Raw genomic sequence first — 17,767 nt, 5'->3', positions numbered from 1 at the left:
GAAGACTTGCCCTTTAGGTCGAATTTGAATGGTTAAAAAATTGATAATCAGCACTGATGCTGGTGTGTTACTTCTTAGGTAACGGAAAAGTACACTTCATAATAAATCGGAAGGAAAAAGTCGAAAAGTATCGACTAATGAGGGTTGAGAGCATCTTGGCTTTAGAAAAAGTAGAGATTCTTAGGAAAATTGGGCATATAAATTCCTAAGCATGAAAATAGGCCTTTTTCATGTTCAGATACATTTTTTTTCAAATTCAGGGTTAAATCGAAAAAAAGTAGGTTTTTATTTGTTTAATACATGTGTTTTTGTCTATCTTTGCGTCAAATTTAAATCCGTTACCTAAGAAGTAACGGAAAAACATGGGGTAAAAAAGTATGATTTTAACAAAAGAGAAATCACTAAATGCTGGGCCTATTTATGGGACAGGGGAAGGCGTAGCACACTCAAAACGCTGGTATGTTGCATTAGTTCGTATGCATCATGAAAAGAAGGTTTCCGAGTATTTGAACAAGGTGGGGATTGAGAATTTTGTACCTGTTCAGAAGGAAATCCATCAATGGAGTGACCGCCGTAAATTAGTTGAATCCGTACTGCTTCCAATGATGGTGTTTGTACACGCTGATCCGAGGGAACGTATGGAAGTCCTGAATTTTACAACAGTGAGCCGCTATATGGTGATGCGCGGTGAGAGCAGTCCTGCTGTTATTCCTGACGACCAGATGTCCCGTTTCCGCTTCATGCTTGATTATTCGGATGAAGCAGTCTGTATGAATAGCTCTCCTTTGGTACGTGGTGAGAAAGTTCAAGTAATTAAAGGACCTCTGCAGGGGCTTGTGGGTGAGCTTGTCAATGTGGATGGTAAAAGTAAGATTGCTGTTCGACTGAACATGCTTGGTTGCGCCTGCGTAGACATGCCGATTGGCTATGTTGAGCCTATTGGTGAAAAAAAACTAAGTAAGTGATGACGACTTCCTGTTTACAAGAAAAAATCGATAAACTTCAAAATGCAGTTCATGCTCTGCTCCATAAAAGTAATTATATGGCGGGTGTGTATGTTGATGATCTTGCACGACTGAACAACGAAATCCATGAACAGATCAATGATCTGTATCCTTGTCACGGTACGACAGCCGAGCAGGAAGCTGCTTTGTGTCTGTCTCTTCTGATGGGATATAGTGTATCTATCTATGCCAATTCGGAGGATGAGGTAAAGAAAAGAACTGTTCTGAGGCGTTCGCAAATGATTCTGAAAAACCAATTGCCTTCACCATTGAAAATTCAGTTACACACAATCTACGATAAACTATTGTCATAGTAAATCCACTTTTTGGAAAAAGACTTTATAATTTATTGGGGTATTTAAATTATGAAACACGCATTTGACCGTTTTGTTCAATATTTGCAGAAAAACTATTTTAGTTATTGGATTGTATTAGGAATTGATACGTTCATAGCTTTGATTTGTACCTGGGTGTCATTTATCGGCATTCATTATATAACGGAGACTTCTAAAGAAATCACTTCTCTCTTTCATATTTTGGCGATTTCTGTGATCTCCAGTGTCTTAGGTTCCTTTTTATTTCATACCTACCGTAATACGATCCGTTTTTCCCAGTTGAAGGAATTATGGAGACTTGCCGGAAGTGCACTGATAAAAGCTGTCTGTATCGCAATGGCTATCTGGCTTTTTCTGCCTCAGACGGGACTGCATAATAGTCAGAAAATAGTCTTTGTATTGTTTGATGGTATGCTGACTTTTATTGCCATGGTAGGCTTCCGTATTCAGTTGATTCTGGTTTATGAACTCCTGCTGAATATGCTGAATAAGAAGAATATGCATATTCTGATCTATGGTATTGATGATAAGAGTGTGGCATTGAAAGTCCGGCTAATGAACAGCTCCCACTATAAAGTGGTAGGCTTCTGTATCTACGGAACAGGCGACTCCATCCGACGCGTGGCCGATCTTCCCGTTTATTCATTTAAGGATGAAGAGTGCTTTAACAAGCTTATTCATAAGAAATGTATCGGCGGCATCCTGTTTGCCCGTTATGAAAATACCCGTGAAGAGGAAGACCGCCTGCTTCAATATTGTAAAAGGAGTGGATTGAAAACGTTGATTGCTCCGAGTATCAGTGAGGCTGACGAAAACGGAAGTTTCCACCAATGGGTACGCCCTATCAAAATTGAAGACTTGCTGGGTCGTTCAGAAATTCATATCAATATGGAGGAGGTGATGACTGAGTTTTGTGGCAAGGTTGTGCTGGTGACAGGAGCTGCCGGTAGTATCGGTAGCGAACTTTGCCGGCAGCTGGCTCAGATGAACATCAAGAAGCTGATCATGTTTGATTCCGCTGAGTCACCTTTGCATAATGTCCGTTTGGAATTTGAGAAGAATTATCCTAGTCTTGATTTTGTTCCTGTCATTGGAGATGTCCGTGTGAAAGAACGTCTCCGTATGGTCTTCGAAACTTATCAGCCTCAGATCATCTTTCATGCCGCTGCCTATAAGCATGTTCCATTAATGGAGGAAAATCCCTGTGAAGCTGTATTAGTCAACGTTGTCGGCTCTCGCCAGGTTGCTGATATGGCAGTTGAATACGGAGCTGAAAAGATGATCATGGTTTCTACCGATAAGGCTGTAAATCCTACCAATGTCATGGGATGCTCGAAACGATTAGCTGAAATCTATGTACAGAGCTTGGGCTGTGCTATCCGTGAGGGCAAAGTGAAAGGTCATACCAAATTTATCACTACCCGTTTTGGTAACGTATTGGGTAGTAACGGCTCTGTAATTCCCCGTTTTAAAGAACAGATTGAGAATGGCGGTCCTGTCACAGTGACTCACCCCGATATCATTCGTTTCTTTATGACTATTCCCGAAGCTTGTCGCTTGGTAATGGAAGCTGCTACGATGGGTGAAGGCAATGAGATTTTTGTCTTTGAGATGGGAAAGGCCGTGAAGATTGTTGATCTGGCCACTCGTATGGTCGAATTGGCCGGTTATCGTCCCGGTGAAGATATTGAGATAGAGTTTACGGGGTTGCGTCCCGGTGAGAAGCTTTATGAAGAAGTCTTGAGTGATAAGGAGAATACGATTCCGACTGAGAATAAGAAGATAATGATAGCGAAGGTACGTCATTATGAGTATACTGATATCCTTGATACTTATGGAGAGTTCGAGAAGTTATCCCGTACGGTAAAGATCATGGATACAGTGAGGTTGATGAAGAAAGTAGTACCGGAATTTAAATCCAAGAATTCGCCTCGATTTGAGGTCCTAGATAAATAAGCAGAATAATCTATAACACTAACATAAATCAACAATGGACTTCTTGGCAAGGACGTTGGATTCTATGAAATCATTGAGAGTCTGTCATACTATTTTTAAGGTTAGCTTATTGTCACTTTGATGACATGTACACTCCTTACTACACCTGGGGAGATATGTTTGATGCTATCGTCGAGAAAGTAAAAGATGGAGTTGGCAGAATCAGATCTAAAATATCTGTCGGAACGATGAGCAAGGTCTCACGAATAGATGCATACGAAGACTATGACTGTCCTTTCGTCATCTCGGACTGAAAGTACTTTTTATGGGAATCTTCCACCGGTAATTCACATAACAAAAAGTAAAAAGAAAGATAAGATATGAGAAACTTTGAAGATTTACAGATAGCTGTAGCAGGTACAGGCTACGTTGGTTTGAGTATCGCTACCTTGTTGTCACAGCGCCACAAGGTGACTGCCGTTGACGTGATTCCTGAAAAGGTAGAAAAGATTAATAATCGTATATCTCCGATTCAGGACGAATATATTGAGAAGTATTTTGCAGAGAAAGATTTGAAACTTACTGCCACTCTTGACGGTGTATCTGCTTATAAGGATGCAGACTTTGTAGTGATTGCTGCACCTACCAACTATGATCCTGCCAAGAACTTTTTCGATACTCACCATATTGAAGATGTCATCGATCTTGTACTCTCTGTCAATCCGGAGGCGACGATGGTCATCAAGTCTACTATTCCTGTTGGCTACTGCCGTTCCCTTTATGTGAAGTATGCACTAAAGTTCGTACAGATGGGACCGCTCCCCAACGGTAAGCGCCGTGAATTGCGTTTGCTCTTCTCACCAGAGTTTCTTCGTGAGAGCAAGGCGCTTGAAGATAACTTGTACCCGAGCAGAATTATTGTTGGCTACCCAAAAATGATGTCAGAGGAGTGGGAGGCTGAGAATGAGGCAATCCGTCAGATCCAAGGTAATCACATAAAGGAATCTGCTGAGATCTTTGCCAAGCTTCTACAGGAAGGAGCTATCAAGGAAAACATTGACACTCTCTTCATGGGTTTGAAGGAAGCGGAAGCTGTCAAACTTTTTGCCAACACCTATCTTGCTCTTCGGGTATCTTACTTTAATGAACTTGATACCTACGCAGAGGTTAAGGGATTGGATTCTGCTGCTATAATTCGGGGGATTGGTCTTGACCCTCGTATTGGCACTCACTACAACAATCCTTCATTTGGTTATGGAGGCTATTGCTTACCAAAGGACACCAAGCAGCTTCTTGCCAATTATGCCGATGTACCTCAGAACATGATGACCGCTATCGTTGAGTCAAATCGCACTCGCAAGGACTACATTGCTGATGCTGTTCTCCGTAAGGCAGGTTGGTATGATTATACCACCAATAATCAATATGACGGACGTAAGGAGCCAGTAACTATTGGTATCTTCCGTCTCACTATGAAGAGCAATTCTGACAACTTTCGCCAGAGCGCTATTCAAGGTATAATGAAGCGTGTAAAAGCAAAGGGGGCAAATGTTATTATCTACGAGCCAACCCTAGAGGATTGTACTTCCTTCTTCGGTAGCAAGGTTGTTAATAACCTTGAAGCATTTAAAAATCAAAGTAACGCAATTATAGCAAATCGTTACGATCCCGTTTTGGATAATGTTCAAACTAAGGTATATACAAGAGATATTTTTAGAAGAGATTAAGTAATAAAATTGAGTTTGGAGAACGCAGGTAAGAGTGTAAAAGTTCTAATTAATAAGGAATATTTGTGGAGTTTCCTAGCCATAAGAAAATTTACGTTCGCTATATTTCCTTTTTAATTTGTTGATATGGAAGAAAATACAAACAAAACCATTGCAATTAATTCGTTGATAAATTATGGAAAGATGTTTGTTAACACGATTCTTGTGTTGTTAACAACTCGCTATGCATTACAGGCTTTAGGTGTTACTGATTTTGGGTTATTTTCTGTTCTTGGTAGTATTATTTCGTTTATTGGTATTTTTAATACCATAATGCTTTCAACTAGTAATCGTTTTTTGGCTGTAGAAATAGGTAAAGGAAATATTGAAGACATTAACAAACAATTTAATGTAAATTTGGTCATTTTTATAGGTATTGCTCTGTTAATGTTTATAATAGCATATCCTGTTGGAGATTGGTACGTTCATAAATATATAAACTATGATGGTCCAATATCTAATGCTATGATGGTTTTTACGCTTTCTATTTGGGGCTCTATATTTTCGACATTAGCAACGCCTTATAATGGACTATTAATGGCAAAGGAACGCTTTATAGTTTTTAGCAGTGTAGAAGTTTTTGTTTATGTTATAAAATTCATTATCGCGTACCTTCTAGTATCTCATTTTGAAAGCAAACTTTTCATATATACGGCGACAATGGCTATAATGACAGCCTTGCCTGCAATCATCTACTGCCTCTATTGTAAACGTTATTTTCCTGAGTATGTTAAGTGGAATTTTGTTAGAGATAAAGGAATTTATGCCAAGGTTTTTTCGTTTTCAGGATGGGTTGGATTTGGTGCTGTCGCTTATGTTGCAAGAAATCAAGGTGCAGTTTTGCTTGTTAATACTTTTTTTAATACAGTTATGAATACTGCGTTAGGAATAGCTAATTCTCTTAATACCTATGTAGCGATGTTTGCTCATAGCCTTACGCAACCAATGCAGCCACAAATAACTAAAAGTTATGCGGTAGGTAATATTGAGCGAACTGATGAATTATTAATTATGTCAACGAAGTTTTCCTTTATGTTGATGCTTCTAATTGGTTGCCCGTTTTTTGTCGGTGCGGATTGGATATTGGGTGTATGGTTAGGTAAAGTGCCAGCATATGCAACTGCTTTTACAATATTATTGATTATTGACAATCTCGTTTCTTCGTTCAATTCCGGTATTTCTACACTTTTATTTGCAAGTGGGAAAATAGCCATGTATCAAGTTGTAATAAATTGTTTGAGGTTGTTGGCTATTGCTGTTGCTTATTTTGTGCTTAGTTCTGGAGCTGAACCATATTCACTTTTCATTACTTATATTGTTTTCTCTTCAATCTGCATTCTTGCTTCACAATGGTGCTTGTACAAAACGCTTCATTATAACACACGCAATTTGTATGTCAAGTCATATATTCCTTCAATTTTGACATTAGCTTTATTCTTACCAGTACTTCTTCTACCTGCATCCATACACCAAGTAGTAAAGATTATAATATCCTTACCATACTTATTGGTAATTGAGTTTTTTGTCGGATTAAGTAGAAATGAAAGAATATATATTCTTTCAAAAATCAGAAAGTAGTATTTAAATGTCCGGTTAAAATTAATTATATGATAACAATATCAAGAATAAAAAAAGCTGTTACATTATTTTGGTCGGCTTTTAAAGTAGTAAATGTTTACCCGAACGTTGCAGTTATATCGCCTAACTCATTGTTAGCAGGTCGGTGTGCGCTGATTACTGGTGGAACTGGTGGAATAGGATATAGTATAGCAGAAACTTTCTTGAAATCCGGTGCATTTGTAATCATTACAGGCAGAAATCCAGAGAAAATTAAGAATGCATGTGAGAAATTGAATAATGAATCACGAGTTTTAGGAATATGTTTAGACAATACTAAAGTACATACATTTCAGGGAATTTTTGATGAATTACAAAAAAAAATAGAATGTAAAGGAGTCAAACAAATAGACATCTTAGTTAATAATGCTGGTGTGATCGGAGGAAATTTGCCAAATGCTACTGAGCATGATTTTGATAGAGTGTTGGACACTAATTTAAAAGGTGTCTTTTTTCTATCTCAAATTTTCTCGAAATATTTAATTAAAAATCATATTCCAGGAAATATACTTAATATTGCATCTTCTTCGAGTTTAAGACCAGCAGTTTCTGCTTATACACTTAGTAAATGGGGTATAAGGGGGTTAACTATGGGATTAGCTAAATCTTTAGCAAAATATGGTATTACTGTCAATGGAATTGCTCCAGGTCAAACAGCAACACCTATGTTGCATGCTCCTAAGGATAATTTATCAAATAATACTTGTCCATTAGGAAGGTGGATACTCCCTGAAGAAATCGCAAATGGAGCGCTTTTTTTAGTTAGTGATTTAGGACGAGCAGTCGTTGGTGATATTTTATATATGACTGGTGGCTCTGCTTTGTTAAGTTTTGAAGATATGAATTATAATATATTTGAAAATGAGTGAAAAGTATTATACTAATGAACGCAATGTTCAGATTGTCATATCATTATTAAAGCAGCATGGAATACATCGTATTATTGCTTCTCCTGGTACGACTAATATGACATTAGTTGGAAGTCTTCAGAATGATCCATGGTTTCAAATTTGGTCTTCTGTCGATGAACGTTCTGCAGCATACTTAGCCTGTGGTATGGCAGAGGAAACTGGTGAGCCTGTTGTGCTTAGTTGTACAGGAGCTACAGCTTCTCGTAACTATATGCCAGGATTGACAGAGGCATATTACAGAAAACTTCCAGTTTTGGCTATTACTTCTCATCGCGGTGTTGCTAGTATTGGACACTTGCTGGATCAGCAGATCGATCGGAGAATTATTCCAAACGATATAGCAAATGAGAGTGTAACTATTCCTTTAGTACATACCAGTGAAGATGAAAAATATTGCACAATTGAAGCTAATAAAGCAATATTAGCCTTAACACATAGAGGTGGTGGTCCTGCTCATATAAATTTAATCACTGGTTATAGCAAAGATTTCTCTGTAAAGGAGATACCTTTTGTTAGATCCATAAAGAGGCACTCTTCATTTGAAAAGCTTCCGGAATTGAAAGTAGATGGACATATTGCTATTTTTATTGGCGCTCACCGAAAATTTACCCAAGTAGAATTGGACAAAATCGATAGATTTTGCGAAAGATATAATGTAATAATTATTTACGATAGAACAAGTGGCTATTCTGGTAAATATGGGGTGAATTTTGCACTAATAGGTTCTCAAAAATTCATGCAGAATAAATCAGGCATATTTGATTTAGTGATACATATTGGCGAAGTAACAGGAAACGCTTTCGGAAAATCAATATCAATAAATAGAGTTTGGCGAGTAAGTGAAGATGGACAATTGAGGGACTCTTGGGGAAAGTTGACTGATGTTTTTGAGATGCCAGAAGATATGTTTTTTGATTATTATTCCTCACTATCATCAAAAAAAGATACTTCATTTTTCGAGGAATGTCAAAATGAATATAATTACATTTATTCTCATATTCAAGATATTCCCTTTAGTAATGTTTGGATTGCCCTTAATCTTTATGATAAGCTTCCAAAGGGAAGTGAGATTCATTTAGGAATTTTTAATTCATTAAGGTCATGGGATTTTATTAACCTAGATAAAAGCATTAAGTCAAATTGCAATGTAGGAGGCTTTGGTATTGATGGAGGACTATCTAGTCTTGTAGGTGCTTCTTTATCAGATCCTGACAAGATTTACTTTGGAGTTTTCGGTGATTTAGCCTTCTTTTACGATATGAATGTATTGGGAAATCGCCATATAGGAAATAATATCAGGATATTGTTGATTAACAATGGTAAGGGAAATGAATTTCGCCTTTCAATGCATCCTTGTAATATTTTTGGTGATGATGCAGATAAATATATGGCGGCAGCAGGGCATTATGGGAATCAGTCGCCTCAATTGGTAAAGCATTATGCGGAAGATCTAGGCTATAAATATATTCATGCTATTAATAAAGAAGAATTTCTAAGTTCGATATATAATTTTGTAGATCCAGAGATAAAACAATCTATCGTATTTGAAGTGTTTACTGATACGGAGGATGAAAGAGACGGCTTGGATTTTATAATGAATACCGTGGTTGATAAAAGAAAGGAAATATCAAATAGTATTAAAAATAAAGTAAAATCTTCTGGACTTATAAAAATAGTCGATGCAGTACGTAATATAAAAAAATAATCAGATGGAGAACTTTAAGACAGATATCCCTGTAGCATTGGTCTTTTTTAATCGACCAGATACATTAAAAAAAGTTTTTGAAGCAATACGGAAAGCTCGTCCTTCAAAGTTATTTTTGATCCAAGATGGAGCAAGAGAGGGTAATGTTAAAGACTTGAAAAATGTGCCGATATGTCGGGAAATAGTTGAAAATGTGGACTGGGATTGCGAGGTTCATAAGATCTATTCTGATATTAATTTAGGTTGTGGTTATCGTATTTATAGTGGAATTACTGAAGCCTTTAAGATTGTTGATCGTCTTGTTATAGTTGAAGATGATATCGTTATTGGTGATGATATGCTTCCCTTTTGCGCGGAACTACTAGAGAAATATAAAGACGACCAGAGAATCGATAAGATATCTGGCATGAATCATATGTTGGATTATAAAGATTGCCCATATAGTTATTTCTTTGCAGAAGGAGGTGGCGCAGTCTGGGGATGGGCCACTTGGAAGAGAGTTTGGGAAAATTTTGAGTGGAATTGGGAATGTACTGAGGATCATTATACTATGCGTATAATGCCATATTTGAAATTCCCAATTGTAACTGGGGCTTGGTTGAAGAGTATTGTAGAAAAGAAAGTCGCATCCATGAAAAGTGGTGAAAAACAGACTTCGTGGTCCATGCAATGTAATGTTTCATGTTGTAGACTTCAATCGAGGATTAGCATTGTTCCAAAAATGAATCTAATATCTAACATAGGTCTTATTGGAGAACATTCTAATAGTTCTTCTCTATATAGGTTGCCTCGAAAACTGCGTTGCATTTATTTTGGTGAGAGATATACATTAGAACGACCATTGAAACACCCAAAATATGTTATCAGTGATAATTATTATCTCAATAAACAAGAAGAAATCTTGCATGGTTCAAAAGTTGAGAAATTGTTACGTCTCCGCAAGTGGGAAATGATATTATATAAGTTGTTCCCTTCTTTTGGTAAGTAATAGTCTTTTTATGAAAATAGGTATAATAACATTTCATTGGGCAACTAATTATGGAGCCATTTTGCAGACCTATGCATTACAGGAATATTTAAAAGAACAAGGTCATACAGTCTGCATAATTAATTTTAAGCCAACACAATATGATTTTAGGTGGTCTGCTTATTTTAAGCATCCTTATAAGCTAATTAGATTGAATAAAATTATTCAAGCGAGAAGAAAGGAGAGCTTATTGTCAAGTTTTAGAAATAGCCATCTTCAATTAACTGAAAGATATTTTTCGATTGCTGATTTACGAAAAAAAGCTTGTTCTTATGATGTTTTAATCAGTGGTAGTGATCAAGTCTTAAATCCGTCATTTACAACTTCTGGTGAGGGAGGTCCGTCCGCTGCATATTATTTGGATTTTGCAAATAATATTAAAAAAATCGGGTATGCTGTTAGTTTTGGTTGTACGAAGTATCCTGATGTAGCACTTGAGTATGCTAAGCACTGGATAAATAATTTTTCTACTATTGGAGTACGAGAAGATTCTGGTATTAGTCTGCTTAGCGATATGGGATTTAAAGGAAAATCTTATGTTGTTCCTGATCCTACAATATTATTAGGAAATATTTTATTCTCAAAATTAGGTGCAAAAAAAGTTCATCAAAGCAGTAATAATATTTGCTTATATGTTTTGCGAAAACGGTTATCATTAAATACTAAAAATATTATTATAATTGATGAAACTTCAAAAGCGATTTCTATGGATAAATGGATTGATACTATTATTAATAGCAAAGGGCTTGTTACGAATTCTTATCATGGGATGATAGTTGCTCTTTTGAATCACATTCCATTTGTAGCAGTTCTTGAAACTAATCATGCTGTTGGCATGAACGACCGTTTTTATACTCTATTGAAACGTGTTAAATTAGAAAATAGAATCTGTCATGAAGGTGACGATTACTTAAATGTACTTTCAAAAGATATTGACTGGCATTCTGTTGATTATTTACTCAGTATATATCGTGTCCAAGCATTTAATGTTTTAAATATATGAAAACCAAGATATTATGGCTCTCTAATGCAGTCCTTACAAGTGAAAAGACGAAGTCAACAGGAACATGGCTTCAATCAATGGCTGTATCGCTAATAACTGCTGATGTAGAATTATATAATATTTCTCAGTCCAATGTATCTGATATCATCAATAAAAAATCAGATATAGCAGAACAATGGGTTTTCCCTACTTTTAAGTTAAAGAATGGATTGCCTACTCAAAATATCCTAAATAAACTTTTACAAATTATAGCTTCGATAAAGCCTGATGTCATTCAGGTTTGGGGTACAGAATCTTTCTGGGGGCTTTTAATAGCTAGAGGCTTTCTGAAAGACTATAAATGCGTGCTAGATACTCAAGGATTGAAATCTTCCTGTGTTCCTGTTTTTTACGGAGGTCTGTCATTCAAAGAAATTATTAAATGCATTCATTTAAAGGAATTATTATTTTTTAATCATTCTGTAATTTTTTCGAAATGGCAACATGCACAATGGGAAAAATACGAGAATGAAATATTAAGTAATATAGACAATGTTTCTACTCAATCAGAATGGATACGATCTTGGATTCTTCCACGCGTAAAGTACAATGCCCAAATTTTCAATACAGGAATTAGTGTCAGAGAAGAATTTGTTACTGCAAATAAATGGAGTGGACAAGATAGATGTAAACGTATCATTTTTGCAATGAGTTCTGAGGGCAAGCCATACAAGGGTCTTCATATAGCAATTAAAGCTCTTGGTGTCTTAAAAGAAATATATAATGATGATGTTGAACTTCGAATAGCGGGAAATTTTGGGGTGACGCGTAATAGATTTATGATTCCTGGATATACAAAATATTTACTCTCATTGATTAAAAGACTCAAATTAGAATCAAATGTTAAATTCTTAGGTTCTCTTGATTCCACAACTCTAATTGGTGAAATGTTGAATGCGGATGTAATGGTTCATCCTTCATTTGTTGAGTCTTACTCAGTTTCGTTAGCTGAAGCAATGATTTTGGGTGTTCCTTCTGTGGTTTCTTTCGTTGGTGCTATGCCAGAGTTAGCTGTTAATAATGAGTCTGCTCTATTCTATAACAGTACAGATTATAAAAAATGTGCATATCAAATATTTAGACTTTTGACTGATGGTACTTTGGCAAAAAAAATATCAGAGGAATCTATTTCCATGGCAATAGTTAGGAATTCCTCAAGTTTTGTTCTTGATCAGCAGTTGAGCATTTATAAAAAGATCTTAGGTCAATAATATGTTTGCTTATTTATTTATAGCTTTTATAGCAATAATAATATCTTTATCATATAGGAGCAATAAATATTCTCTTGAATATTCCTTTTTGATTATTACGTTGTTTTTAGGTATAAGATATAATTTCGGAAACGATTATGCAACCTATTTGATGCATTTTCAAATCGATAATAGCGTACCATTATCGACAGCTTTAGATTATTCTAGATTTGAACCGGGGTGGGTGTATGTTTGTAGATTATTCAAGCCAATAGGTTTTTGGGGGATGGTTTTTATACTAACATTCCTTGAGAATTTTATAATATATAGGATGGTAAAAAAATATGTAACTCCTGAGTTACATTGGTTAGCTATTTTTTCTTTTATGTTCACGAATTCTTTATGCTTAACTGGTGCGTCAATGATGAGACAGTACTTAGCGATGTGTATATGCTTATGTGCCTTTGAATTATCATTGTCTAAGTATAAATTCAAGATTCCCCTATCTATGGGGATTATTTACATAGCCTCTCTTATGCATTCTTCTGCATTAGCTTGTGTTCCAATTCCTTTTCTAGGTCTATTAAAGGATATCCGTATTTCAAAAGGAAATAGTATTTTTGTATTTCTTGGTATTTTTTTATTAGGAATTGTCTTAAGTAAGTATTTTGGAAGTTATTTTGCATTATACTCTCAGAGCATGGATTTAGATAAATATGAGAAATATATTGGAAGAGAGGATAACTTGGTGTTTGGTATTAGTGACGTCGTTACATATTTAATTGCATATTTTATTTTATTCTACCAAAGATTAATAGGTGATGTAAAAGTGAGAATTTATGTTATCATTTTTATTTTATTCGTGATTGCAAATTTGATGAAACCTGTTGCACCGCTTGTTGGTCGTATAGGACTGTATTTTATGCTGCTATTTCCCATTTGCTTTCCTAATGCAGTTAAAGTTGCAAAAAGAGATGGTTATACCCTACCATTATTATCGGTATTTATTGTTATTAGATTATATAATTATTATACTTTCGTTACAAGTTCGGGATGGGGACATTCGTTTTATGAATATTCTACGATTTTTAACGTTTTAGGGTGGTTGTGATGTTTAATAAAAGCATGTAAAATTAGCCTTTCAATAAGATTTTTCAATTAGCTATAGGATTAATATTTGTCAAATGATAGAAGATCTGTTTTATTTTAGGAATAAAATCTTTGCTTATATTTCTACGATAGCATGCAAGATTAAGATGCATGTTTGGGGAATTGAATATGGCAAAAAAATAGTTTTTCGAGGAAGTACTCTGTTTTACAAGGGTCCAAATTCTTCAATAAGAATTGGTAACAATTGTGCTTTTAATTCTTCAAGCAGATATAATTTTCGTGGTATTAATCATCGCTGTATTTTGCAAACAGGGAGAAATGGTTCAATAAGAATTGGAGATAATTGTGGCTTCTCTGGTGTGAGCATTGTTTCAAGTGTTGGGGTTATAATTGGAAACAATGTTATGTGTGGCACTAATGTGATGATTGGTGATAGAAATGATCATGAAAATAATTATCCACAATTCTTACCAGAACCTGTTCATATAGGTGATAACGTGTGGATAGGAATGAATGTTGTTATTATGAAAGGTGTTAAAATCGGAAATAATGTAATAATAGGAGCAAATAGCATTGTTACTAAGGATATTCCTTCAAATGTAATAGCTGTAGGTGCTCCATGTAAACCAATAAAGGAAAACTTATAATGCATATTGTTTTTGTTGGACTTCCAGGCGTTCCATATAGAGGAAGAGCTTGTGATACTAGACTCACATATTTTGCAAATCTCTTTGCAAAAGACAATGATGTAACAATTGTTAATTGGTTTTCTCCTGAATCTCTTAATAAACAGGGAAGAGGTGAACTTAACGATAAGGTCAGTATAATAGACGTTCTAAAAACAAGAAAATCAACAGGACTATCTTATTATTTCTTTTATATTCTTTCTTTCTTAAAAGAACCGTTTGTTCTTTTGAATTTACATCGAAAGCAGAAAATTGATGTTTTACACATTTATACTGAGAAAGTTTTTGTATATATAATTTATTGGATGATTTCTATAATTATTGGTTCAAAACTGGTATACAGCTATGTGGAAGACAGGAGTTCTTTTAAATCAAATTTCAAAATAAACTCTTTATTACAAAAAATAGCAGAAAATGTTGCTGCTAAATTATGTGATGGGGTTTTACCGATTAGTCATTACCTAGAGTCCAAGGCTCTTGGGATTAATCCAAAACTTAATTCATTAAGGATTCCACCTATATGTGATTTTGAAACTTTCTCTGCGTTACCGGTTCAAACTTCAATTCCTAATAAATATTTATTGTATTGTGGTTCTATAGGATATAAAGAAGTGGTGGATATAATTTATAAAGCTTATAAAGATTCATCAATTTCTAGTAGTCGTGGTCTAGTGCTTGTGTTATCTGGAAATAAAATACTGTTAGAAAGAGCTTCCGAAGATTATCCAGATGCAACTATAATGTCTCATCTAGACTATCGCTATATGATTTCCTGCTTTAAAGGAGCTGAGTGCTTACTTATTCCTTTAAGAAATATTACTAGCGAAGTTGCCCGTTTCCCAAATAAAATTTGTGAATATCTAGCATCAAATGGAGTCTTAGTAACAACTAATGTTGGTGAGATCCCATATTTCTTTACTGATGGCAAAAATGCAATAATAGCTGATAATTGCGATTCAATTAGTTTGGCCTCAGTATTTGATAAAATTGAAACAAAGGAATATGATATTGATTATATTAAGAGACAGTCATATGCAACAGGATTGAAATATTTTGATTTACATACATATACAGCTAGTGTATCTATATTTCTTCAAAACTTATAAAATGTAGTCGTCTGGTGAATAATACTTGATGTGTGATGCCCGACTTTTTACCTTTGTCGTACACTAAAAGCATTAACTTATGAGAGGTAAAAAACACATTCTATGCCTGCATTTGCAGAAATTAAAACCACTAATGCAGTGTCTGTATCGGCACAAAGCGAAGTACCATGTTCTTCTGCTTGGAAATATGTACGCTTGCTTTATCCTAATGGAGTATCATTGTTGTTGCATTATGATATTGCTTCTAAAAATCTGTCTCGTTTCATTAACCTTGACCGATAATTTCTATGGGGTGTATTTGTAATTTAACTCCGGATTTTACCTATTATCTGTGTATGTATTGTAGCTCTTGACGGCATGGAAAGGATGCTTAAAGAAAAGTACAAGGTTGGTTATGTGAATGGTAAACTATACCATCTAAAGGTCAATCTTGTCAGATATGCCGACGACCGGACGCAACGAATGCGCGAAGCACCGAGTTGATAACGAGGTGTTTCAAGCAATGCTGTGCATACGATGGTGGCGGGTCCACCGGAACCGCCATACAAGTGGAGGTTTCAAATCACTCTAAGGTGCTGTGGTCAAAAGCCATGGTATTGGGCGTTAGAGGAAAAGGCAGTTTGAACTGTCAGATAAGTATTAAGGAGATGAATGAGCATGTGAACCTCTTACGAACGTGTCGAAAGCGTAGTAAATCCATCAAAACCGGAAGGTTGTCGTTAGTCCGGGATTAGCATAGCGGTCACCTGTTTACTGGCTATGCGGTAGGCGGCACCGAGGAGGCATGACCTTGATACAGGCGTTTGCATGGAACGTTGGAACCTACGGGCTGATGTTAAGGGAGTACTTCAAGCGGTAGCCCCGCAAGAAGAGAGTACCGATGCAGTCATAGGGGCAGATTGAATTGTAGTAGCAATGAAGTTCCTGTAATGGGAATGGAGTAAAGGATTCAAAATTATCCGTTTGAATTATGAGACAACTTAGAAACTAAGGAGGAACTTATGATCGAAACAAAGCCTTACGAAATCTCCAAATGGGCGGTCTATATCGCCTATGAACGAGTCAAGGCAAACAAAGGGAGTTATGGCGTAGATGAGCAGTCTATTGAAGACTTTGAAAAGAATTTGAAAAACAATCTTTATAAAATCTGGAATAGAATGTCCTCTGGCAGCTATTTCCCCCAACCAGTGAAAGCCGTATCTGTCCCTAAGAAGAATGGTGGAATACGCGTACTTGGCATTCCCACCGTGGAAGACCGAATCGCCCAAATGACAGCCAAACTGTACTTTGAACCTTGCGTAGAACCACTCTTTCTTGAAGATTCTTATGGTTATCGCCCTGGCAAGTCAGCCATTCAAGCTTTATCTGTCACTCGCAAGCGATGCTGGCATCGGGACTGGGTGCTTGAATATGACATCAAGGGACTGTTTGATAACATCCGTCATGACTATTTGTTAGAGATGGTTCGTCGACACACACCGCATAAATGGATACTCCTGTATGTGGAACGTTGGCTAACTACTCCCTTCCAGTTAGAGGACGGCACGTTACAATCCCGCACTTCCGGCACCCCGCAGGGCGGTGTGATTAGTCTGGTTTTGGCTAACTTGTTTTTGCATTACGCTTTTGACAGTTTTATGGCAAAGGAATACCCCAAGGCTTGGTGGGAACGCTACGCTGATGATGGAGTGTTACATTGTAAAAGCTCTCAACAAGCTATGTACATGAAATCAGTGCTGCGTGAACGTTTTCGTCTGTTCGGTTTAGAACTGAATGAGGAGAAGACACGAATTGTGTACTGTAAGGATGCGGACCGTACGGAAGACTATTCGGAAATCAGTTTAGACTCTCTCGGTTATACATTTCGTCCCCGACTGGCAAGGAATAAACATGGGAACATATTCCTGAACTTCCTTCCTGCCATGTCGGCTAAAGCCATCAAGGCGATGAAGGAAGAGGTGAGAAGATGGAAGCTACAACTGAAGGTATCGAAAAGTCTGACTGATTTGGCGAATATACTCAACTCTCAGATACAAGGTTGGATTTCTTATTACGGACACTTTTATAAGTCTGAGCTGATATACTTACTAAGGTATATTAATCAATGTCTGATAAAATGGGTCCGACGTAAATATAAGAAATTCAATCATCGACGGCGAGCTGAATATTGGTTGGGTAGAATAGCACGACGTGACAATAATTTGTTTGCGCATTGGCGCTATGGAGTATTACCTACGGCTGGATAATGGGAGCCGGATGAACTGAGAGGTTCCCGTCCGGTTCTGAGAGGGCGCAGGGGGGGAGCTCCTCTGCTCTACTCACTTTATTGTCAC

The 17,767-nt window shown here is 36.4% G+C and carries 17 protein-coding genes; all 17 read left to right on the top strand.

Going from position 1 to position 17,767, the window contains the following annotated elements; all coding sequences use genetic code 11:
- The first annotated feature begins 377 nt into the window (after positions 1-377).
- The 17 genes from DW640_RS06010 to ltrA all read left to right on the top strand — a co-directional run bounded on the left by DW640_RS06010 (position 378) and on the right by ltrA (position 17,680).
- Positions 378-965, top strand: a complete 588-nt coding sequence (locus DW640_RS06010; protein WP_117577617.1) for a UpxY family transcription antiterminator — start codon at positions 378-380, stop codon at positions 963-965.
- Positions 965-1,318, top strand: coding sequence for a UpxZ family transcription anti-terminator antagonist (locus DW640_RS06005; protein WP_117577615.1), 354 nt, complete (start codon positions 965-967; stop codon positions 1,316-1,318). The genes DW640_RS06010 and DW640_RS06005 overlap by 1 nt, the downstream gene beginning before the upstream one ends.
- Before the next feature lie 51 nt (positions 1,319-1,369).
- Positions 1,370-3,295: a nucleoside-diphosphate sugar epimerase/dehydratase gene (locus DW640_RS06000; RefSeq protein WP_117577614.1), complete on the top strand. Its 1,926-nt coding sequence runs from the start codon at positions 1,370-1,372 to the stop codon at positions 3,293-3,295.
- Between the two features lie 125 nt (positions 3,296-3,420).
- Complete coding sequence (locus tag DW640_RS23540) at positions 3,421-3,588, top strand: hypothetical protein (RefSeq protein ID WP_158562591.1); 168 nt, start codon at positions 3,421-3,423, stop codon at positions 3,586-3,588.
- Between the two features lie 66 nt (positions 3,589-3,654).
- Positions 3,655-5,001, top strand: coding sequence for a nucleotide sugar dehydrogenase (locus tag DW640_RS05995; RefSeq protein WP_117577612.1), 1,347 nt, complete (start codon positions 3,655-3,657; stop codon positions 4,999-5,001).
- 126 nt (positions 5,002-5,127) lie between these two features.
- Positions 5,128-6,618, top strand: coding sequence for a lipopolysaccharide biosynthesis protein (locus DW640_RS05990; protein WP_117577610.1), 1,491 nt, complete (start codon positions 5,128-5,130; stop codon positions 6,616-6,618).
- 29 nt (positions 6,619-6,647) lie between these two features.
- Positions 6,648-7,526, top strand: coding sequence for an SDR family NAD(P)-dependent oxidoreductase (locus tag DW640_RS05985; RefSeq protein ID WP_117577608.1), 879 nt, complete (start codon positions 6,648-6,650; stop codon positions 7,524-7,526).
- Positions 7,519-9,273 (top strand): thiamine pyrophosphate-binding protein, encoded by a 1,755-nt coding sequence (locus tag DW640_RS05980; protein WP_117577606.1) that lies wholly within the window; start codon positions 7,519-7,521, stop codon positions 9,271-9,273. The genes DW640_RS05985 and DW640_RS05980 overlap by 8 nt, the downstream gene beginning before the upstream one ends.
- 4 nt (positions 9,274-9,277) lie before the next feature.
- Positions 9,278-10,261 carry a hypothetical protein gene (locus tag DW640_RS05975; RefSeq protein WP_117577604.1) on the top strand — a complete coding sequence of 328 codons (984 nt, stop codon included), beginning with the start codon at positions 9,278-9,280 and terminating at the stop codon, positions 10,259-10,261.
- 10 nt (positions 10,262-10,271) lie between these two features.
- Positions 10,272-11,303, top strand: coding sequence for a polysaccharide pyruvyl transferase family protein (locus tag DW640_RS05970; protein ID WP_118036811.1), 1,032 nt, complete (start codon positions 10,272-10,274; stop codon positions 11,301-11,303).
- Entirely contained in the window at positions 11,300-12,553 is a 1,254-nt protein-coding gene (locus DW640_RS05965; RefSeq protein ID WP_117577600.1) for a glycosyltransferase, read from the top strand. Before DW640_RS05970 ends, DW640_RS05965 begins: the two co-directional genes overlap by 4 nt.
- A gap of 1 nt (position 12,554) precedes the next feature.
- The gene (locus DW640_RS05960) at positions 12,555-13,643 is read left to right on the top strand and encodes an EpsG family protein (protein ID WP_117577598.1); all 1,089 of its coding nucleotides are present in this window, start codon (positions 12,555-12,557) and stop codon (positions 13,641-13,643) included.
- 73 nt (positions 13,644-13,716) lie between these two features.
- Positions 13,717-14,289, top strand: a complete 573-nt coding sequence (locus DW640_RS05955; protein ID WP_117577596.1) for a DapH/DapD/GlmU-related protein — start codon at positions 13,717-13,719, stop codon at positions 14,287-14,289.
- Positions 14,289-15,434 (top strand): glycosyltransferase, encoded by a 1,146-nt coding sequence (locus DW640_RS05950; protein ID WP_117577594.1) that lies wholly within the window; start codon positions 14,289-14,291, stop codon positions 15,432-15,434. The genes DW640_RS05955 and DW640_RS05950 overlap by 1 nt, the downstream gene beginning before the upstream one ends.
- 102 nt (positions 15,435-15,536) lie before the next feature.
- Entirely contained in the window at positions 15,537-15,716 is a 180-nt protein-coding gene (locus DW640_RS05945) for a hypothetical protein (RefSeq protein ID WP_117577592.1), read from the top strand.
- A 75-nt stretch (positions 15,717-15,791) separates the two neighbouring features.
- Positions 15,792-15,917, top strand: a complete 126-nt coding sequence (locus tag DW640_RS24295; RefSeq protein ID WP_255420902.1) for a hypothetical protein — start codon at positions 15,792-15,794, stop codon at positions 15,915-15,917.
- Positions 15,918-16,435: 518 nt separating this feature from the next.
- Positions 16,436-17,680 (top strand): group II intron reverse transcriptase/maturase, encoded by a 1,245-nt coding sequence (gene ltrA / locus DW640_RS05940; protein ID WP_117577590.1) that lies wholly within the window; start codon positions 16,436-16,438, stop codon positions 17,678-17,680.
- The last annotated feature ends 87 nt before the right edge of the window (positions 17,681-17,767 follow it).

This window comes from Bacteroides sp. AM23-12 (assembly GCF_003434395.1).
Lineage (GTDB): Bacteria > Bacteroidota > Bacteroidia > Bacteroidales > Bacteroidaceae > Bacteroides > Bacteroides thetaiotaomicron.
Note: the sequence above shows the minus strand (reverse complement) of the source record. Positions and strands in the feature narration are given on the sequence as shown.

Coding starts and splice junctions, on each gene's coding strand:
- DW640_RS06010 (WP_117577617.1), top strand. CDS start 378: ATGATTTTAACAAAAGAGAAATCACTAAATGCTGGGCCTATTTATGGG.
- DW640_RS06005 (WP_117577615.1), top strand. CDS start 965: ATGACGACTTCCTGTTTACAAGAAAAAATCGATAAACTTCAAAATGCA.
- DW640_RS06000 (WP_117577614.1), top strand. CDS start 1,370: ATGAAACACGCATTTGACCGTTTTGTTCAATATTTGCAGAAAAACTAT.
- DW640_RS23540 (WP_158562591.1), top strand. CDS start 3,421: ATGTACACTCCTTACTACACCTGGGGAGATATGTTTGATGCTATCGTC.
- DW640_RS05995 (WP_117577612.1), top strand. CDS start 3,655: ATGAGAAACTTTGAAGATTTACAGATAGCTGTAGCAGGTACAGGCTAC.
- DW640_RS05990 (WP_117577610.1), top strand. CDS start 5,128: ATGGAAGAAAATACAAACAAAACCATTGCAATTAATTCGTTGATAAAT.
- DW640_RS05985 (WP_117577608.1), top strand. CDS start 6,648: ATGATAACAATATCAAGAATAAAAAAAGCTGTTACATTATTTTGGTCG.
- DW640_RS05980 (WP_117577606.1), top strand. CDS start 7,519: ATGAGTGAAAAGTATTATACTAATGAACGCAATGTTCAGATTGTCATA.
- DW640_RS05975 (WP_117577604.1), top strand. CDS start 9,278: ATGGAGAACTTTAAGACAGATATCCCTGTAGCATTGGTCTTTTTTAAT.
- DW640_RS05970 (WP_118036811.1), top strand. CDS start 10,272: ATGAAAATAGGTATAATAACATTTCATTGGGCAACTAATTATGGAGCC.
- DW640_RS05965 (WP_117577600.1), top strand. CDS start 11,300: ATGAAAACCAAGATATTATGGCTCTCTAATGCAGTCCTTACAAGTGAA.
- DW640_RS05960 (WP_117577598.1), top strand. CDS start 12,555: ATGTTTGCTTATTTATTTATAGCTTTTATAGCAATAATAATATCTTTA.
- DW640_RS05955 (WP_117577596.1), top strand. CDS start 13,717: ATGATAGAAGATCTGTTTTATTTTAGGAATAAAATCTTTGCTTATATT.
- DW640_RS05950 (WP_117577594.1), top strand. CDS start 14,289: ATGCATATTGTTTTTGTTGGACTTCCAGGCGTTCCATATAGAGGAAGA.
- DW640_RS05945 (WP_117577592.1), top strand. CDS start 15,537: ATGCCTGCATTTGCAGAAATTAAAACCACTAATGCAGTGTCTGTATCG.
- DW640_RS24295 (WP_255420902.1), top strand. CDS start 15,792: ATGGAAAGGATGCTTAAAGAAAAGTACAAGGTTGGTTATGTGAATGGT.
- ltrA (WP_117577590.1), top strand. CDS start 16,436: ATGATCGAAACAAAGCCTTACGAAATCTCCAAATGGGCGGTCTATATC.